Below are 16,311 nucleotides of genomic sequence, written 5' to 3'. Positions count from 1 at the left end.
GCTCAATCCCGGACGGCGGCCAGCAGGCCGTCGCCCAGCGGGATCAACGCCGGGGTCAGCCGTTCGTCTTCGGCGATCAGTCGCGCCGCCTCGCGCACCGCGGCCACCTCGGCGTCGCGCGCCTCAGGATCACCGGCGCGGCCGCCCAGAGCAGCCCGGTGCACCACGATCAGCCCACCCGAGCGCAGCAGCCGGATCCCTTCGACGACATAGTCCGGCTGGTCGACCGGGTCCGCGTCGATGAACACCAAATCGTAGGACTCGTCGGCGAGCCGGGTCAGGACTTCCTGGGCGCGACCACTGATCAACCTGGTACGCGACGGGCCGACCTGTGCCTCGGTGAACGCCTGCTTGGCCAGCCGGGCATACTCCGGTTCGATGTCGATGGTGGTCAGCACGCCGTCGTCGCTCATGCCCGACAACAGCCACAAGCCGCTGACGCCCACCCCGGTACCGACCTCGGCGACCGCCTTGCCGCCGCTGAGCTTGGCCAGCAGGCTCAGCAGCGCGCCGACCGCGGGGGTGACAGCCCCGGCTCCGCTGTCCATGGCGCGTTCGCGGGCGCCGGCCAGGATCGCGTCCTCGGAAATCGACCTCTCGGCGTGCGCCAATAAGGCATCGGCCCTGCTGGGCGTCTCCTGGCTGGGCGAGCCGTCAGCGCCGGGTGGCTCGTCGGAAGTGGACATGTCCGCAGAGTATGCCGAACCGGTGGCGTGGTTGTTCAGGCGCGCCCGGTGCGGGAGGGGACGACACGCCCGGGGGCCCGCGGTGCGACCAAGCTCACCGCGATTGCATAAGGGCTGGGAAATGTGGGTAACAGTATGGTTTCTCAGCCAAAGCTCAGATTGCTCATACCTCGCCCACACTCGGGTAGGCGACGGTGAGTCCCATGGAACGCGGAGCACGTTGGGGCCGGGACGACGGGAACGACGACGGGAATACCAAATGGCAACTTCGCGTTGCCGCGAATGACGAACTGCCGACCTTGAATGGCAGGGGAAGTCCGGAGGAACTCACCATCACCACATTGAGCCCGACCAGCATGTCGCACCCACAACCAGTGCGTGACCAGGATTGGGTGGAACCGTCCGATACCCCGTTGGGCACAGCGGTTTTCGACGCGACGGGGGACAAGGCCACCATGCCGTCCTGGGACGAGTTGGTGCGTCAGCACGCCGACCGCGTGTACCGCCTCGCCTACCGGCTGACCGGCAACCAGCACGACGCCGAGGACCTCACCCAGGAGACGTTCATCAGGGTCTTCCGGTCCGTCCAGAACTACCAGCCGGGAACGTTCGAGGGCTGGCTGCACCGCATCACCACCAACCTGTTCCTCGACATGGTTCGTCGGCGCGCCCGCATCCGGATGGAAGCGCTGCCCGAGGATTACGACCGGGTTCCGGCCGACGAGCCGAACCCCGAGCAGATCTACCACGACTCGCGGCTCGGGCCGGACCTGCAGGCTGCGCTCGACTCGCTGCCGCCGGAGTTCCGCGCCGCGGTGGTGTTGTGCGACATCGAAGGCCTGTCCTACGAGGAGATCGGCGCCACCCTGGGAGTCAAGCTGGGCACCGTGCGCAGCCGGATTCACCGCGGCCGTCAGGCGCTGCGGGACTACCTGGCCGCCCATCCGGGCCATGGGCTGCAGCCCGAGATCCGATCGGTTGCGGCGGCCAGCTGAGCCATCCTGCGGACGGTCGAGCCATCGTTTCGGCCACTGCAGGGTTGCCAACTGATCCCAAATACTCCGGTTTAAAAAGGCTGAACACGGTTCTCGAGCACCGCACCGCGCTACATTCGAGATACAGATGGCTCGACAAGGTGGGACAGCGCACGCGGAAGGATCCAGTGATGGCCGAGCGGGGACATGTGTTTCGGCGCGCGTTCTCCTGGCTTCCCGCCCAATTCGCCTCGCAGAGTGACGCCCCGGTGGGGGCGCCGCGGCGCTTCGGGTCCACCGAGCACCTCTCGATCGAGGCCATCGCGGCGTTCGTGGACGGCGAGCTGCGGATGAACGCCCACCTGCGCGCCGCGCACCATCTCTCGCTGTGCCCCGAGTGTGCGGCCGAGGTCGAGGACCACAGTCGCGCCCGAGCCGCCCTGCGCGACTCGCACCCGATCAGCATCCCCAGCTCACTGCTCGGGCTGCTCTCTGAAATCCCGCACTACCCGCACCAGGATGCGACGCAGCTTCCCGACGCCCTCGCCGACCCCGATCCCGAACAGCGGAAGCGCCGCTAACTCGCGCTTCGGCCGTCGGAGTGTCTGTGGATACTAGGGTGGACACGGACGCCGGTTAAGCAATGGATCTAGAAGAGGAACTGTGACCTCCGACGAAGGCAACCCCAGGGGCCAGGACACCGAACGGCTTGCGCCGCGGCCCATCTACCGCCCACCGGTCGACCCGTCCTCGCGCCAGACGTTCGGGCGTCCTTTCGGGCAGCAGGGATCCTTCGTGGCCGACCGGGTGCGCCCACAGAAGTTCCAGGAGCAGTCGGAGTTCCGTCCGCACGATAAGCCGGCCGACCCGGTGCTCGCCGACGCGTTCGGCCGCCCGTACGGCGCCACCGAGACTTTGCAACGCCACCCCATCGACGCCGACGCGCTGGAGGCCGAGAAGAACGAGGACGAGGCCGAGGAACTGGACGACCCGTGGCGCGATCCCGGTGCCGCCGCGGCCCTGGGGACGCCCGCATTACCGGCGGTGGTGGCGCACGGCGAGCAGCGCCACAGCGGCAAGCTCGGGGTGCGCGATGTGCTGTTCGGGGGGAAGGTCTCCTACCTTGCGCTGGCGATCCTGCTGATCATCGCTTTGCTGATCGGTGCCATCGGCGGGGTGATCGGCCGCAAGACCGCCGAGGTCGTCGAGGCGTTCACCACCTCGAAAGTGACGCTGTCGACCTCCGGCAACGCCGAGGAGCCGGCCGGTCGATTCACCAAGGTGGCAGCCGCCGTCGCCGATTCGGTGGTCACCATCGAGTCCAAGAGCGACCAGGAGGGTATGCAGGGCTCCGGTGTGGTCATCGACGGTCGCGGCTACATCGTGACCAACAACCACGTCATCTCCGAGGCTGCCGCCAACCCCAGCAAGTTCAAGACCACGGTGGTGTTCAACGACGGCAAGGAGGTACCGGCCAGCCTGGTCGGGCGCGACCCCAAAACCGACCTCGCCGTCCTTAAGGTCGACAACGTCGAGAACCTCAGCGTCGCCCGGCTCGGTAACTCCGACAAGGTGCGGGTGGGTGACGAGGTGATCGCGGCGGGCGCTCCGCTGGGCCTGCGCAGCACCGTGACGCACGGCATCATCAGCGCGCTGCACCGGCCGGTTCCGTTGTCAGGGGAGGGCTCGGACACCGACACCGTCCTCGACGCGATCCAGACCGACGCCTCGATCAACCACGGCAACTCCGGCGGCCCGCTGATCGACATGGACTCCCAGGTCATCGGCATCAACAGCGCGGGCAAATCGCTGTCTGACAGCGCCAGCGGGCTCGGCTTCGCCATTCCGGTGAACGAAATGAAGTTGGTGGCGGAGGCACTGATAAGGGACGGCAAGATCGTGCACCCGACGCTGGGCATCAGCACCCGGTCGGTGAGCAACGCGATCGCCTCGGGTGCGCAGGTGGCCAACGTGAAGGCCGGGGGGCCCGCGCAGAAGGGCGGCATCCTGGAGAACGACGTGATCGTCAAGATCGGCGGCCGCAAGGTCGCCGACTCCGACGAAGCCGTCGTCGCGGTGCGCCAGCTGACCATCGGCCAGGACGCTCAGATCGAGGTGGTCCGCGACGGCCGCCACGTCACCTTGACGGTCAAACCCGACCCGGATACCAGCTAATGTTCGCCAACGTCGGCTGGGGGGAGATGCTCGTACTCGTCGTGGTCGGGCTGGTGGTGCTGGGTCCGGAGCGACTCCCGGGAGCCATTCACTGGACGACGAGCGCGCTGCGGCAAGCCCGTGACTACCTCAGCGGGATGACCAACCAGCTGCGTGAGGACATCGGACCGGAGTTCGACGACATCCGTGGGCAACTCAGCGAGCTGCAGAAGTTGCGGGGCATGACGCCGCGGGCCGCACTCACCAAACACCTGCTCGACGGGGACGACTCGATCTTCACCGGCAACTTCGACCCGCCGGCCCAGCCGCCCGCCCCACCGGCGCCGGCCGATCCGCCCCCGCCGCCCGAGCGCACCCCGTTCGACACCGACGCCACGTAACCAGTTGCCGCGAGCGTAACCAGGCTGCGAAATCTGGCGACGAGAAGCACCGCCGGATTGCACCGGCGGCTATCGCCGGGTCGGATCCAGCCCGAGTGACATGCCTGCCAGGCCGCGCCGCCGCGACGACAGGGTGTCGGCGATGCGGCCGAGCTCCTGCCGACCGCCGAGTCGGGCGCGCTGAGCACTACCGGCACACCCGCGTCGCCCGCGGCCACCAGGGCCGGATCCAGCGGTATCTGACCAAGCAGCGGCACGTCGGCGCCGACCGCGCGCGACAGCCGTTCGGCGACCTGACGGCCGCCGCCTTCGCCGAACACCTGCAGCGTGGAGCCGTCCGGCAGCGTCAACCCCGACATGTTCTCCACCACGCCGACGATGCGCTGCCGGGTCTGGATCGCGATGCTGCCGGCCCGCTCGGCCACCTCGGCCGCGGCCAGCTGCGGTGTGGTGACCACCAGGATCTCGGCGTTGGGCAGCAGCTGGGCCAGCGAGATGGCGACGTCGCCGGTGCCCGGCGGCAGGTCGAGCAGCAACACGTCCAGGTCGCCCCAGTACACGTCGGCCAGGAACTGCTGCAGCGCCCGGTGCAGCATCGGCCCGCGCCACACCACCGGGGTGTTGTCCTGGGTGAACTGGGCGATCGAGATGACCTTCACCTCGTGGGCGATCGGCGGCAGAATCATCGACTCCACCTGCGTGGGCCGGTCGGTGCTGCCCATCATGCGCGGAATGGAGTGACCGTGGATGTCGGCATCGAGCACTCCGACCGACAGTCCGCGGGCGGCCATGGCGGCGGCCAGATTCACTGTGACCGTGGACTTTCCGACACCGCCCTTACCGGATGCGACGGCGTACACCCGGGTCAGTGAGCTGGGTTGGGCGAACGGGATGACGGGTTCGGCCGCTCCAGAATTGGGGCCGCGGAGCAGTTTGCGCAGCTCAGTGCGCTGCTCGTCGCTCATCACGTCCAGGCTGACGGTGACTTTCCCGGTGCCGGGAACGTCGGTGACCGCCCGCGTTACCTGCTCGGTGATCTCGGACTTCTTCGGGCAGCCCGCAGTGGTCAGGTAGATCCCGACGTGCACGTTGCCCCCGGCGCCGATGTCGATGCTCTTGACCATCCCGAGCTCGGTGATGGGTCGCCGCAGCTCAGGATCGATCACCTTGGCCAATGCGGTGCGGATCGCTGTGGTCAGACCGGCGGCGTCATCGTGGGTTGCAGACATCACCGCCGAGTCTAGGCGGCATTGCGTGCGGGCTACCGGACGGTAGCTGACCGGGGCCAGCGCCGGCTCACCGGGGGCGGGCGGGATCGGCTGAGCGGGTCCCGCCGGCTTGGTGCCGTCGCGCCGGTCGGCGGCTTCGGGGCCGGGTTGGCCGGGCCCGTCGGCGCGGCCGGGTGGGCCGGCTGAGCCGGGGCCGCCGGAGCAGGAGCCACCGGCGCGGGCGGCGCCGGGGAGCGAACGGGTCCAGCGGCGCCGGCGCGACAGGAGCGGGCGCCGGCGCGATCACGATGCCCCCGTTGGGGACGGGCGGCGCCGCGGGCTGCGGCAGCCCGGGCTGGAGCGACCCCGGCGCAACCGCGTCGGGATTCTGCGAGCTGATGCAGATCAGCGTGCAGCCCGGGGTGTTCGACGGGATCGTCGTCTGCTGCTGAGTCGGTGGCAGCCAGGGCCATGCCGGTGATTGCGGGAAGTCCGGTGACCCGAAGGCGGGGTACTGGGCGATGAGCTGCGGCGGCCCGAAGTCGATCAGCGGCATGTGCTGTCCCAGCGGGTCGGTGACGCCTAGACCGGTGACGTTGAGCGGCAGGTTCGGCCCGAGACCCTCGGTGTGCTCGAGGTGCGCGTCGCCGATCGGCGGCGGCGGCCCGGTGATCGGCGGCAGATCGACCGGGACCACACCGGTTGCATACGCCGCGGCCCATCCCAGCACGTTCTGGGCGTAGGACATCGAGTTGTTGTAGCGCAGGATGGCGGCCATCACCTGCGACGGGTCGCGCAGGTTGAGCCCGCCGCTGCACAGGTAGCGCGCGGCAGCCAGCGTGGAGTCGAACAGGTTCTGCGGGTCGGGGATGCCGTCGCCGTCGCCGTCGACCGCGTAGCGCGCCCAGGTGCCGGGCAGGAACTGCATCGGCCCCATGGCGCGGGCGTAGGTCACCCGATTGCCCTGGCTGCCCTGGACGATCACCTCGTTGCCGGGCAGCGTGCCGTCCAGCGCGGGGCCGTAGATGGGGTTGACCGCGGTGCCGCGGGCGTCGACGGCGCCGCCGCCGGCGTGACCGGATTCGATGCGGCCGATGCCGGCGAGCAGGTTCCAGCTGACTCCGCAGCCCGGCTGCGCGACGGCCATCTTCTGCTCGGCATTACGGTAGGCCGACAACGCCATGATCGGAATACCAAGGGCCCCAGGCGAATTCACGACAGTCGGCGGAGGCGGGGCGGAACTGGTGGCGGCTGCGACGTGGAAGCTGCTGGGCACCCGCCGCACCGAGATGACGGTGGGTCCGGACAGGTCGACGTGCGGGGCCGGGCCCACCGCGGCGACCGGGGCAATGGCGGTACGGCTCGGCATCTTCGCGTGCAACGTGGGTGCCGCGCCGCTGACCGCGCCGGCGAAGATCAACGGGGAGATCATGAAGACGCCGAAAACCGGCGCTCGCGTTACGCGAAGTGCACCCTGCCGCACCTTCGCGACGGCCGGGCCAACACCCCAGCGTCCCCCAATGTGCACCTCGAACCGTCCTCGAATTATGTGAGCCGCCGGGAAACTGACCGTATTGTTAGCGTCTTGTTAGCTTCGTGAACTAGATCACCATACATAACTCTTGTTACACGAGTTGCGCAATGCCCCATTTGGGTAATCAGTTCGATTTCTTAGTACGCCGTTCTGGGGGAGCTGTCGGGTACCAGCACCGGGCCGCCGCCCTGCGTCATCGCTCTCAGATCGGCGAGCAGGCCCTCCAATTCGTGACGCAGGTAGTCGCGCGTGGTGACTTCGCCGATGGCCAGTCGCAGCGCGGCAAGTTCGCGAGCCAGGTACTCGGTGTCGGCCTTGGTCTGGGCGGCACGGCGCCGGTCGTCTTCCAGGGCGACCCGGTCGCGGTTCTCCTGACGGTTCTGGGCCAACAGGATCAGCGGCGCGGCGTAGGCAGCCTGGGTGGAAAAGGCCAGGTTGAGCAGGATGAACGGGTAAGGGTCCCAACGCCAGCGCACCGCCACCAGATTGAGCGCTATCCACACCAGCACCACGATCGTCTGCAGCAGCAGGTAACGGCCGGTGCCGAAAAAACCTTGCGATCGACTCGGTGAACTGACCTACCGTCTCCGGATCCAGCCGCACCGAGATGTTGCGCGACGTCCGCGGCGTGTACAGGCGCCGAGACGTTGGAGACTTGCTCAAAGCGATGATCCTCCGGGTCGTGCCGGCCGGCCGGCAGGGTCAAGCTGCGGCACATCCACCCGCCAGTCATGCGGGAGCAGGTGGTCGAGCAGATCGTCTACCGTTACCGCGCCCAAAAGATGGTTCTGATCGTCGACGACCGGTCCGCACACCAGGTTGTAGGCGGCAAAATACCGGGTCACCAAACCCAACGGGGTCTCCGGGGTGAGGGTGAGCAGGTCGGAATCGACGATTCCGCCGACCAGCTCGCTCGGCGCGTCGCGCAACAGCCGTTGCAGGTGCACACAGCCCAGATAGTGCCCGGTCGGGGTGGCCGTCGGCGGACGCGCCACAAACACCATCGAGCTCAGCGCCGGCGTCAGGTCGGGATCGCGCAGCCGGGCCAGGGCCTCGGCGACCGAGGTGTCCGGCGTGAGCACCACCGGATCGGAGGTCATCAGCCCGCCCGCGGTGTCCGGCGAGTGCTTCAGCAGCCGTCGCACCGGGTCGGAGTCGTCGGGATCCATCCGGGTCAGCAGCACTTCGGCTTCGGTCGGATTCAGCACGCCCAGCAGGTCGGCGGCGTCGTCGGGATCCATCTCCTCCAGCACGTCGGCGGCCCGTTCGGTGCCCAGTTGGGACAACACCTCGGCCTGGTCGAGTTCGGGGAGCTCTTGCAGGATGTCGGCCAACCGTTCGTCGCTGAGGGCCTTGAACACCTCGTAGCGGCGCTTGGACGGCAAGCCGCGGATGGTGTCGGCCACGTCGACGGCCTTTCGGCCCTCGAACTGGTCCAGCAGCTGCGCCACCCCCTGGCCCGGCATCGCCAGCGCCGACGGCGTCAGGCCGTGCACGTTCTGCCATTCCACGACGTGCACCGGGCCGCGGCGGCGCAACCGGCGGTGGGTACGGACGGCGACCCGGCTCACCACCCAGTCCCGGGTCCGGGTCTGTTCGATGCCCAAATCGGTGACGACGACGTCGACGCCGGCCAGTTCGGGCAGGTCGGGATCGTTGACCCGAACCGGGGTGTCCAGCACCTGGCCCATGGCCAGCACTTCGCCGGGGCGTTGTTCGAAGTGCCGCAACGACACGTTTCCGGTGCGCAGCGTCACCGCATCGGGTTCGATCGCGGCCACCCGCAGGATCGGGATGAAGATGCTGCGCCGGGTAGCCAGGTCGATGACCAGGCCCAGCACTCGGGGTTGTTGACGCACGATGCTGATGCTGATCACCACGTCGCGGACGCGCCCGAACGACTCGCCCATGGGGCCCAGCACCATCATTCGCGGCAGTCGCGCGACGTACACCCTGTTGACCGATGCCATACGGGAAAGCGTAGGAGCCTCGCCGTCCCGCACGCCTGCCGAGTCCGCCGAAACCCTTGCCGGGGGCGGACTCCGGGTCAATGGTTGGACACGGCCACCAAGACGATCGTCAAGATGCCGACCAGCGCGATCGTTCCGCCACCGACCGAGATGCCGGCAATGGCCATGCCGCGGCCCGGCTGTTGGGTCTGCTTGATCTGGTTGAGCGCGACGATGCCCAGCACGATTCCCGCGATCGAGAGCAACGTGCCGGTATAGCAGAGGAACCACAGCGGGATGCCGACGACCGAGGTGACGAGCGACGCGACGGCCAGGCTGTTGGTGCTGTTCTGTGACCCGTAGTACGGGCTGCCCGGCGCGCCCGTGTACGGGTAGCCGGCGCCCGGGTAGGCCGGAACCGGTGGAGGCGGCGGATACTGCGGCGCCCCGAAGGGCTGCTGGCCGGGCGGTGGCGGGTAGCTGGGCTGCGGAGTCCGGGGTATTCGGACGGATAGGGCTGCGGGCCGGGCTGGTAAGGGGTGGGTAGCTGGGTGGCGGCGGCGGTGGCGGGGACGACACCGGCGCGGCCCAGGTCGGTTGGTCACCGATCGGAGGTTGCCAAGAACCCTCGTCGCGAGGATCTGTCATGCCGACAACCTAACCCATAACTGCGCTACCGGCACCCTTGCCAGGGCGGCTGGCCTGGTGATATGCGCGCAGCCCGGTGGTTTGCGGGTTGCCCAGGATAGTGCGGGGGTCCGGGACGTGAAACGATGGCTTGTGCAGCAAGAGGGCCAGAGGAGAATAAGCACTAATGACTAGCCCGTTCCAGCCCGGACAGCCCGGCCCGACCGCGGGCGGTGGGGCCGCCGCGGGCCGGCGCAATGTCCCCGCCTTGCCGACACCGCCCAAAGGCTGGCCGGTCGGCTCCTACCCGACCTACGCCGAGGCGCAACGCGCCGTCGACTACCTCTCCGACCAGGAGTTTCCGGTCCAGCAGGTCACCATTGTCGGTGTCGACCTGATGCAGGTGGAACGCGTCACCGGTCGGCTGACCTGGGGCAAGGTGCTCGGGGGCGGCGTGCTCAGTGGCGCATGGCTGGGTTTGTTCATCGGGCTGGTGCTCGGCTTCTTCAGCCCGAACCCGTGGGGTGCGCTGGTCACCGGCCTGGTCGCCGGCATTTTCTTCGGGCTGATCACTTCGGCGGTGCCCTACGCGATGGCCCGCGGAACCCGGGACTTCAGCTCCACCATGCAACTGGTGGCCGGGCGCTACGACGTCCTCTGCGATCCACAGAACGCGGAGAAGGCGCGCGACCTGCTGGCCCGGCTGGCGATCTGACAAGGGCGGACGCTTGCGGCGAACGCAGCGAAGGCTGACCGCGCTGATTTCGGCGCTGTTGATCGCCGGGGCGATGTGCGGCTGCGGCTCGGGCCGCTCCGGGCTGGTGATCACCTTCTATACGCCCGCGACCGACGGCGCGACGTTCGCCGCGGTGGCCGCGCGCTGCACGGCCGCGGCCGATGGTCGCTACCGCGTCGCCCAGATCAGCTTGGCCCGCTCGCCCGATCAGCAGCGACTGCAGCTGGCCCGGCGGCTGACCGGTAACGATCGCACGCTGGACGTGATGGCGCTGGACGTGGTGTGGACCGCGGAGTTCGCCGAGGCGGGGTGGGCGCTGCCGTTGTCGGAGGATCCGTCCGGATTGACCGAGTCCGACGCTGCCGTCGACACCCTGCCGGGCCCGTTGAAAACGGCTACCTGGAACCACCGGTTGTATGCCGCACCGCTCACTACGAACACTCAACTGCTTTGGTACCGAGCAGATTTGGTTCCACAACCGCCGCGGGACTGGTCCGCCATGGTGGCCGAAGCGGCACGACTGGCAGCGGCCGGGCAGCCCAGCTGGATCGCGGTGCAGGCCAACGAGGCCGAAGGGCTGGTGGTGTGGTTCAACACATTGCTGGTCAGTGCGGGCGGAGAGGTGCTGTCCGAAGACGGCAAACGGGTCACCCTGACCGATACCCCAGAGCACCGTGCCGCCACCGTGACCGCGCTGCGGGTCCTGCGGGCCGTGGCCACCGCGCCGGGAGCCGACCCGTCGATCACCCGAAGCGACGAGGGCACCGCGCGGCTGGCGGTCGAGCAGGGCAAGGCCGCGCTCGAAGTCAACTGGCCGCACGTGCTGCCGTCCATGCTCGGTAACGCCGTCAAGGGCGCGGTAGCGTTTCTGCCGCTGAACAAAATGCCCGAATTGGCCGGCAGCATCGACAAATTCGGCACGTTCGCGCCGACCGACGAGCAGTTCGCCCTCGCGTATGCGGCCAGCCAGAAGGTGTTCGACTTCGCGCGGTACCCCGGCGTGGCCGGGCGTCCGGCCAAGGTGACGATCGGTGGGCTGAACCTGGCGGTGGCTGCGAGCACCCGCCATCGCGCCGAGGCGTTCGAGGCCGTCCGGTGCCTGCGGGATATCGGTAACCAGAGGTTCGTGTCGATTGACGGGGGCCTGCCCGCGGTGCGGACCTCGTTGTACTCCGACCCGCAGTTCCAGGCGAAGTACCCGATGTACGGCATCATCCGCCAGCAGCTCACCGACGCTGCGGTGCGGCCGGCGACACCGGTCTACCAGGCGGTGTCGCTGCGGTTGGCGGCGGCGCTGAGCCCCATCACGGCAATCGACCCGGAGCGCACGGCGGATGAGCTGAGCGTTCAGGTGCGCAAGGCGATCGAGGGCAAGGGATTGCTGCCGTGACGCGCCGGCGACGATGCAGAGCGCAGCGATGAGGAGGAGCGGCGCCATGGTGGTGCGCCGGCGACGATGCAGAGCGCAGCGATGAGGAGGAGCGGCGCCATGGTGGTGCGCCGGCGACGATGCAGAGGGACTGATGAGGGGAGCGGCGCCGGCGACGATGCAGATCACCGTGGTGTCGGTGACCATCGAGTTCGTCGTCGGATTGTCACTCGCCCTGGTGATGCACCGCACCCTGCTCGGCAGCGCGCTGGTGCGCACCGCGGTGCTGATCCCGTACGGCATCGTCACCGTAGTCGCCTCCTACAGTTGGTATTACGCGTGGACACCGGGCACCGGTTATCTGGCTAACCTGCTACCGGACGGCAGTGCGCCACTGACGCAACAGATTCCGTCGCTGGGCGTGGTGGTGCTCGCCGAGGTGTGGAAGACGACGCCGTTCATGGCCTTGCTGTTGCTGGCCGGGTTGGCGCTGGTGCCCGAGGATCTGGTGAAGGCGGCGCAGGTTGACGGCGCCGGCGCGTGGCGGCGGCTGACGAAGGTCGTCCTGCCGATCATGAAGCCGGCCGTGCTGGTTGCCCTGCTGTTCCGGACGCTGGACGCCTTTCGCATCTTCGACAACATCTACGTGCTGACCGCCGGCGCCAACAACACCGGGTCGGTGTCGATTCTGGGTTACGACAACCTGTTCAAGGGTTTCAACCTCGGGTTGGGGTCGGCGATCAGCGTGTTGATCTTCATGTGTGTGGGACTTATCGCGCTGGTGTTCGTCAAGGTGTTCGGGGCCTCGGCTCCCGGGAGCGACGTCGATGCGCGGTGAAACGTTGACGCCGAGGCGCGCCGCATTCTGGGTCGTTGTCGACGCGATGGTGCTGGTGTACGCGCTGCTTCCGGTGCTGTGGATTTTCAGCCTGTCGCTCAAACCGTCGTCGAATGCCAAGGACGGCAAGCTGTTCCCGTCGTCGATGACGCTGGAAAACTATCGCGGCATCTTCCGGGGCGACTTCTTCAGCTCGGCGCTGATCAACTCGATCGGAATCGGGTTGATCACCACCGTGATCGCCGTGGTGCTGGGTGCGATGGCAGCGTATGCGATTGCGCGACTGGATTTCCCGGGCAAGCGGCTGCTTGTCGGGATGACGTTGCTGATCACCATGTTCCCGGCGATCTCGCTGGTGACGCCGCTGTTCGACATAGAGCGCGCGGTGGGGCTGTTCGACACCTGGCCGGGCTTGATTCTGCCCTACATCACCTTCGCGCTGCCGCTGGCCATCTACACTCTGTCGGCGTTCTTCCGGGAAATTCCATGGGATTTGGAGAAGGCGGCCAAGATGGATGGCGCCACCCCGGCTCAGGTCCTGCTCAAGGTGATCGCCCCCCTCGCCGCGCCGGGGCTGGTGACGGCGGCCATTCTGGTGTTCATTTTCGCCTGGAACGACTTGCTGTTGGCCCTTTCCCTGACCGCCACCAAGGCGGCCATCACCGCACCGGTGGCGATCGCCAACTTCACCGGCAGCTCGCAGTTCGAGGAGCCGACCGGATCGATCGCGGCGGGTGCGATCGTGATCACCGTCCCGATCATTGTCTTTGTCCTGATCTTCCAGCGACGCATCGTCGCCGGCTTGACCTCCGGCGCCGTGAAGGGATAGCCCGATGGCCGAGATTGTGCTCGAACACCTCCACAAGAGTTACCCGGACGGCCACACCGCGGTGCGGGACCTGAGCGTCACCATTGCCGACGGTGAATTCCTGATCCTGGTCGGACCATCCGGCTGCGGCAAGACCACCACACTGAATATGATTGCCGGACTTGAGGATATCTCGTCGGGCGAGTTGCGTATCGGCGGCGAGCGGGTCAACGAGAAGGATCCCAAGGACCGTGACATCGCGATGGTCTTCCAGTCCTATGCGCTGTATCCGCACATGACGGTCCGGCAGAACATCGCCTTCCCGCTGACGCTGGCCAAGATGAAGAAGGCGGACATCGCGGCCAAGGTCGAGGAGACCGCCAAAATCCTGGACTTGACCGACCTGCTGGATCGCCGGCCCGCACAATTGTCCGGCGGTCAGCGGCAGCGGGTCGCGATGGGTCGGGCAATCGTGCGTCAACCCAAGGCTTTTTTGATGGACGAGCCGCTGTCCAACCTGGACGCGAAGCTGCGCGTACAGATGCGCGGTGAGATCGCCCGGCTGCAGAAGCGGCTGGGCACCACCACCGTTTACGTCACCCACGACCAGACCGAGGCGATGACGCTGGGCGACCGGGTGGTGGTCATGCATGCCGGAGTCGCCCAGCAGATCGGCACGCCCACCGAGCTTTACGAGCGGCCGGCGAACCTCTTCGTGGCCGGTTTCATCGGTTCTCCGGCGATGAACTTCTTCCCGGCCACGTTGACGTCGTTCGGCCTGAGCCTGTCCTTCGGCGAGGTGACGTTGGCGCCCGAGGTTGTGCAGGTGATAGCGCAGCACCCGAAACCAGAGAGTGTGCTGGTGGGGGTGCGTCCCGAGCACATTCACGATGCTGCGCTGATCGACGGCTACCAGCGGATCGGGTCGCTGATCTTCCAGGTCGACGTCGACCTCGTCGAGTCGCTGGGCTCGGACAAGTACGTCTACTTCACCACCGCCGGCCCCGACGTGCACTCGGCGCTATTGGACGAGGTGGCGGCCGAGTCGGAGGTGAACGAAAACCAATTCGTGGCAAGGGTTTCCGCCGAGTCGAAGGCCGCAGCCGGCGGGCAGGTCGAGCTGGCGTTCGACACCGCCAAGGTCGCCGTATTCGACGCCGATTCCGGAGTCAACCTCACAGTACCTCTCGAACAATGACGCTGGATCGGGTACGTGCTTGGCTGCGTGACCATTTCGCCGGTTCGGGAGCCCGATTCGGCGAGCGTGACGTTTCTGGGCGCCGAGCCTATCGAGGTGCTGCGCTTTCGCTCCGAAGGGTTGACGCATTATGTGACCCTGGGTTGCTCGCGTCATCCGATGACCGACCCGACCGAGATCGTCACCGACGAATCCGGGACCGCGCGCCGAAGTGGTGTGCCGGCTGCGGGATACGGGTCCGGTCGCCGGGCTGGCGCGCAGCCTGGCGATCGTGGCGGCCACGCCTGCGGTGGAAGGCATGGTGCTGGTGCCCGACGCGCTGATCGATCTCGGCGCGCCGTTGTGGGCCGCGGCGCCGTTCACCGCGGTGTTGTTGGGCCGCAGCGATATTGCCGAACTGGCGCTGGATCCGCCGCGCGCCCCGGTGCAGTTTCTGTCCGCGACTCCTCTGACGGCCACCGAGGCGGCGTGGGTTCGGCTCAAGGGCGCCGAGGCCATGCGCCAGGCCTGGCAGAACGACGGAGTCGACGTGTTTGACCCGAATCGTCCTGCTGCACAACCCAGTTGACCGCCCGATTTCAGGCTCGGGCCGGCGGTCGGAGACTCGCGCCGCTACAGCCAGTCCTGCTTACGGAACTGGAAGTACAGGAATACGCAGATGAGGACCATGGCGCCGACCACCGTGGGGTAGCCCCACTTCTCGTCCAATTCCGGCATGAAGTGGAAGTTCATGCCATAGATCCCGGCGACCATGGTGGGCACCGCGATGATGCCGGCCCACGCCGAGATCTTGCGCATGTCCATGTTCTGCTGCATGCCGACCCGGGCCAGCGCGGCCTGCACCAGTGAGTTCAGCATGTCGTCGTACGCTGCGATCTGCTCGGCGGCCTCGGTCTGGTGATCGGCGACGTCGCGCAGGTAGCGCCGCACTTCCTTGGAGATCAGGTCCTTGTTCTCGGTCTGCATGCGCCCGAACGCGCCCGACAACGGGGCCACGCAGCGGCGCAACTCGACGACCTCGCGCTTGAGCAGGTAGATCGGCTCGACGTCGATCTTGCGGCCGGGCGCGAACGCCACCACCTCGATCGCGTCGACGTCGTCCTCCATCAACTCCGTGACCTCGAGGTAGTGGTCCACCACATAGTCGGCGATCGCGTGCATCACCGCGTATGGGCCCAGCCGCAGGTGCTCGGGGTTGGCGTCCATCCGCTTGCGCACGTCGTGCAGCCCGCCGTGCTCGCCGTGCCGGACGGTGACCACGAAATCGGCGCCGACGAAGATCATGATCTCGCCGGTTTCCACGATCTCGCGGGCCAGCACCACCGACTCGTGCGGTACGTATTTGACCGTCTTGAGCACCAGGAACAGGGTCTCGTCGTAGCGCTCCAGCTTGGGTCGCTGGTGGGCGTGCACAGCGTCCTCGACGGCCAGCGGGTGCAGGCCGTAGAGGTCGGCGACCTCCTGCATCTGTAGCTCGTCCGGCTCGTGCAGACCCACCCACGCGAAGGCGTTCTGGCCGATTAGGCGCAGCTCCTTCACCTTGGCCAGGGCGTCGGCGGGCGACCACTTGCCGGGCAGCCGATTGCCGTCCAGGTAGACAGCGCAGTCGACGAGCGTCTCGGTCGGCGGATTGGGCACCGGGTGCACGTGTTGGTTGCGCTGTCGCGCGACCGGCCTCAGTGCTTCGGGCAAAGCGTCGAATCCAGGAAACACGTCCACCTCCGATCGCAGTGCGGCCCTGCTGAGCGGTGGTTCATCGTACGCGTCTTGCGGCAACAACAGGAGACGTTCTCGGCTGCGGGCCGGACCAGGCGAATTGGCGGCTGCGC

The 16,311-nt window shown here is 67.5% G+C and carries 13 protein-coding genes and 5 pseudogenes; 11 read left to right on the top strand and 7 right to left on the bottom strand.

The annotated features are described in order from the left end of the window. Positions 1–2 precede the first annotated feature (2 nt). Positions 3–686, bottom strand: a complete 684-nt coding sequence (locus L6444_RS23150; protein ID WP_236977492.1) for an O-methyltransferase — start codon at positions 684–686, stop codon at positions 3–5. Positions 687–889: 203 nt separating this feature from the next. Here L6444_RS23150 and sigE point away from each other — a divergent pair, with 203 nt between their 5' ends. The 4 genes from sigE (at position 890) to tatB (ending at position 4,215) form a co-directional block, all read left to right on the top strand. Next, positions 890–1,681, top strand: coding sequence for an RNA polymerase sigma factor SigE (gene sigE, locus L6444_RS23145; protein WP_236977491.1), 792 nt, complete (start codon positions 890–892; stop codon positions 1,679–1,681). A gap of 170 nt (positions 1,682–1,851) precedes the next feature. Continuing rightward, entirely contained in the window at positions 1,852–2,241 is a 390-nt protein-coding gene (gene rseA, locus L6444_RS23140) for an anti-sigma E factor RseA (protein WP_236977490.1), read from the top strand. Positions 2,242–2,323: 82 nt separating this feature from the next. Beyond that, entirely contained in the window at positions 2,324–3,835 is a 1,512-nt protein-coding gene (gene htrA / locus L6444_RS23135; RefSeq protein ID WP_236977488.1) for a serine protease HtrA, read from the top strand. After that, positions 3,835–4,215 carry a Sec-independent protein translocase protein TatB gene (gene tatB, locus L6444_RS23130; protein WP_236977487.1) on the top strand — a complete coding sequence of 127 codons (381 nt, stop codon included), beginning with the start codon at positions 3,835–3,837 and terminating at the stop codon, positions 4,213–4,215. The genes htrA and tatB overlap by 1 nt, the downstream gene beginning before the upstream one ends. Before the next feature lie 69 nt (positions 4,216–4,284). On the opposite strand, the pseudogene L6444_RS23125 reads toward tatB, so the two are convergent. From L6444_RS23125 to L6444_RS23105, 5 genes and pseudogenes are all read right to left on the bottom strand, one after another. Continuing rightward, positions 4,285–5,444, bottom strand: a pseudogene (locus L6444_RS23125) (Mrp/NBP35 family ATP-binding protein). Between the two features lie 67 nt (positions 5,445–5,511). Beyond that, positions 5,512–6,951 carry a lytic transglycosylase domain-containing protein gene (locus L6444_RS23120; protein WP_459561253.1) on the bottom strand — a complete coding sequence of 480 codons (1,440 nt, stop codon included), beginning with the start codon at positions 6,949–6,951 and terminating at the stop codon, positions 5,512–5,514. 143 nt (positions 6,952–7,094) lie between these two features. After that, positions 7,095–7,620: pseudogene (locus L6444_RS23115) on the bottom strand (DUF1003 domain-containing protein). Then, positions 7,617–8,927, bottom strand: a complete 1,311-nt coding sequence (locus L6444_RS23110; RefSeq protein WP_236977486.1) for a magnesium transporter MgtE N-terminal domain-containing protein — start codon at positions 8,925–8,927, stop codon at positions 7,617–7,619. The pseudogene L6444_RS23115 and the gene L6444_RS23110 overlap by 4 nt, the downstream one beginning before the upstream one ends. A 77-nt stretch (positions 8,928–9,004) precedes the next feature. Further along, complete coding sequence (locus tag L6444_RS23105) at positions 9,005–9,511, bottom strand: DUF4190 domain-containing protein (RefSeq protein ID WP_236977485.1); 507 nt, start codon at positions 9,509–9,511, stop codon at positions 9,005–9,007. A gap of 209 nt (positions 9,512–9,720) precedes the next feature. Here L6444_RS23105 and L6444_RS23100 point away from each other — a divergent pair, with 209 nt between their 5' ends. The 7 genes and pseudogenes from L6444_RS23100 to L6444_RS23075 all read left to right on the top strand — a co-directional run bounded on the left by L6444_RS23100 (position 9,721) and on the right by L6444_RS23075 (position 15,050). Further along, complete coding sequence (locus L6444_RS23100; RefSeq protein ID WP_236977484.1) at positions 9,721–10,248, top strand: YflT domain-containing protein; 528 nt, start codon at positions 9,721–9,723, stop codon at positions 10,246–10,248. A gap of 13 nt (positions 10,249–10,261) precedes the next feature. After that, on the top strand, positions 10,262–11,659 hold the full coding sequence (locus tag L6444_RS23095) for an extracellular solute-binding protein (RefSeq protein ID WP_236977483.1): 1,398 nt from the start codon (positions 10,262–10,264) through the stop codon (positions 11,657–11,659). 13 nt (positions 11,660–11,672) lie between these two features. Beyond that, positions 11,673–11,746: pseudogene (locus tag L6444_RS31260) on the top strand (hypothetical protein); the annotation flags it as partial. 67 nt (positions 11,747–11,813) lie between these two features. Continuing rightward, positions 11,814–12,476: pseudogene (locus L6444_RS23090) on the top strand (carbohydrate ABC transporter permease); the annotation flags it as partial. Positions 12,477–12,480: 4 nt separating this feature from the next. Next, the gene (locus L6444_RS23085; protein ID WP_236984351.1) at positions 12,481–13,305 is read left to right on the top strand and encodes a carbohydrate ABC transporter permease; all 825 of its coding nucleotides are present in this window, start codon (positions 12,481–12,483) and stop codon (positions 13,303–13,305) included. Positions 13,306–13,309: 4 nt separating this feature from the next. Next, the gene (locus L6444_RS23080) at positions 13,310–14,482 is read left to right on the top strand and encodes an ABC transporter ATP-binding protein (protein ID WP_236977481.1); all 1,173 of its coding nucleotides are present in this window, start codon (positions 13,310–13,312) and stop codon (positions 14,480–14,482) included. Next, positions 14,479–15,050: pseudogene (locus L6444_RS23075) on the top strand (suppressor of fused domain protein). Before L6444_RS23080 ends, L6444_RS23075 begins: the two are co-directional and overlap by 4 nt. A 44-nt stretch (positions 15,051–15,094) precedes the next feature. On the opposite strand, the gene corA reads toward L6444_RS23075, so the two are convergent. After that, positions 15,095–16,195, bottom strand: coding sequence for a magnesium/cobalt transporter CorA (corA, locus tag L6444_RS23070; protein ID WP_236977480.1), 1,101 nt, complete (start codon positions 16,193–16,195; stop codon positions 15,095–15,097). Positions 16,196–16,311: the final 116 nt, after the last annotated feature.

The organism is Mycobacterium kiyosense (assembly GCA_021654635.1).
GTDB classification, from domain to species: domain Bacteria; phylum Actinomycetota; class Actinomycetes; order Mycobacteriales; family Mycobacteriaceae; genus Mycobacterium; species Mycobacterium kiyosense.
The sequence above is the reverse complement of the archived record's forward strand: the minus strand, read 5'-3'. Positions and strand labels throughout refer to the sequence as shown.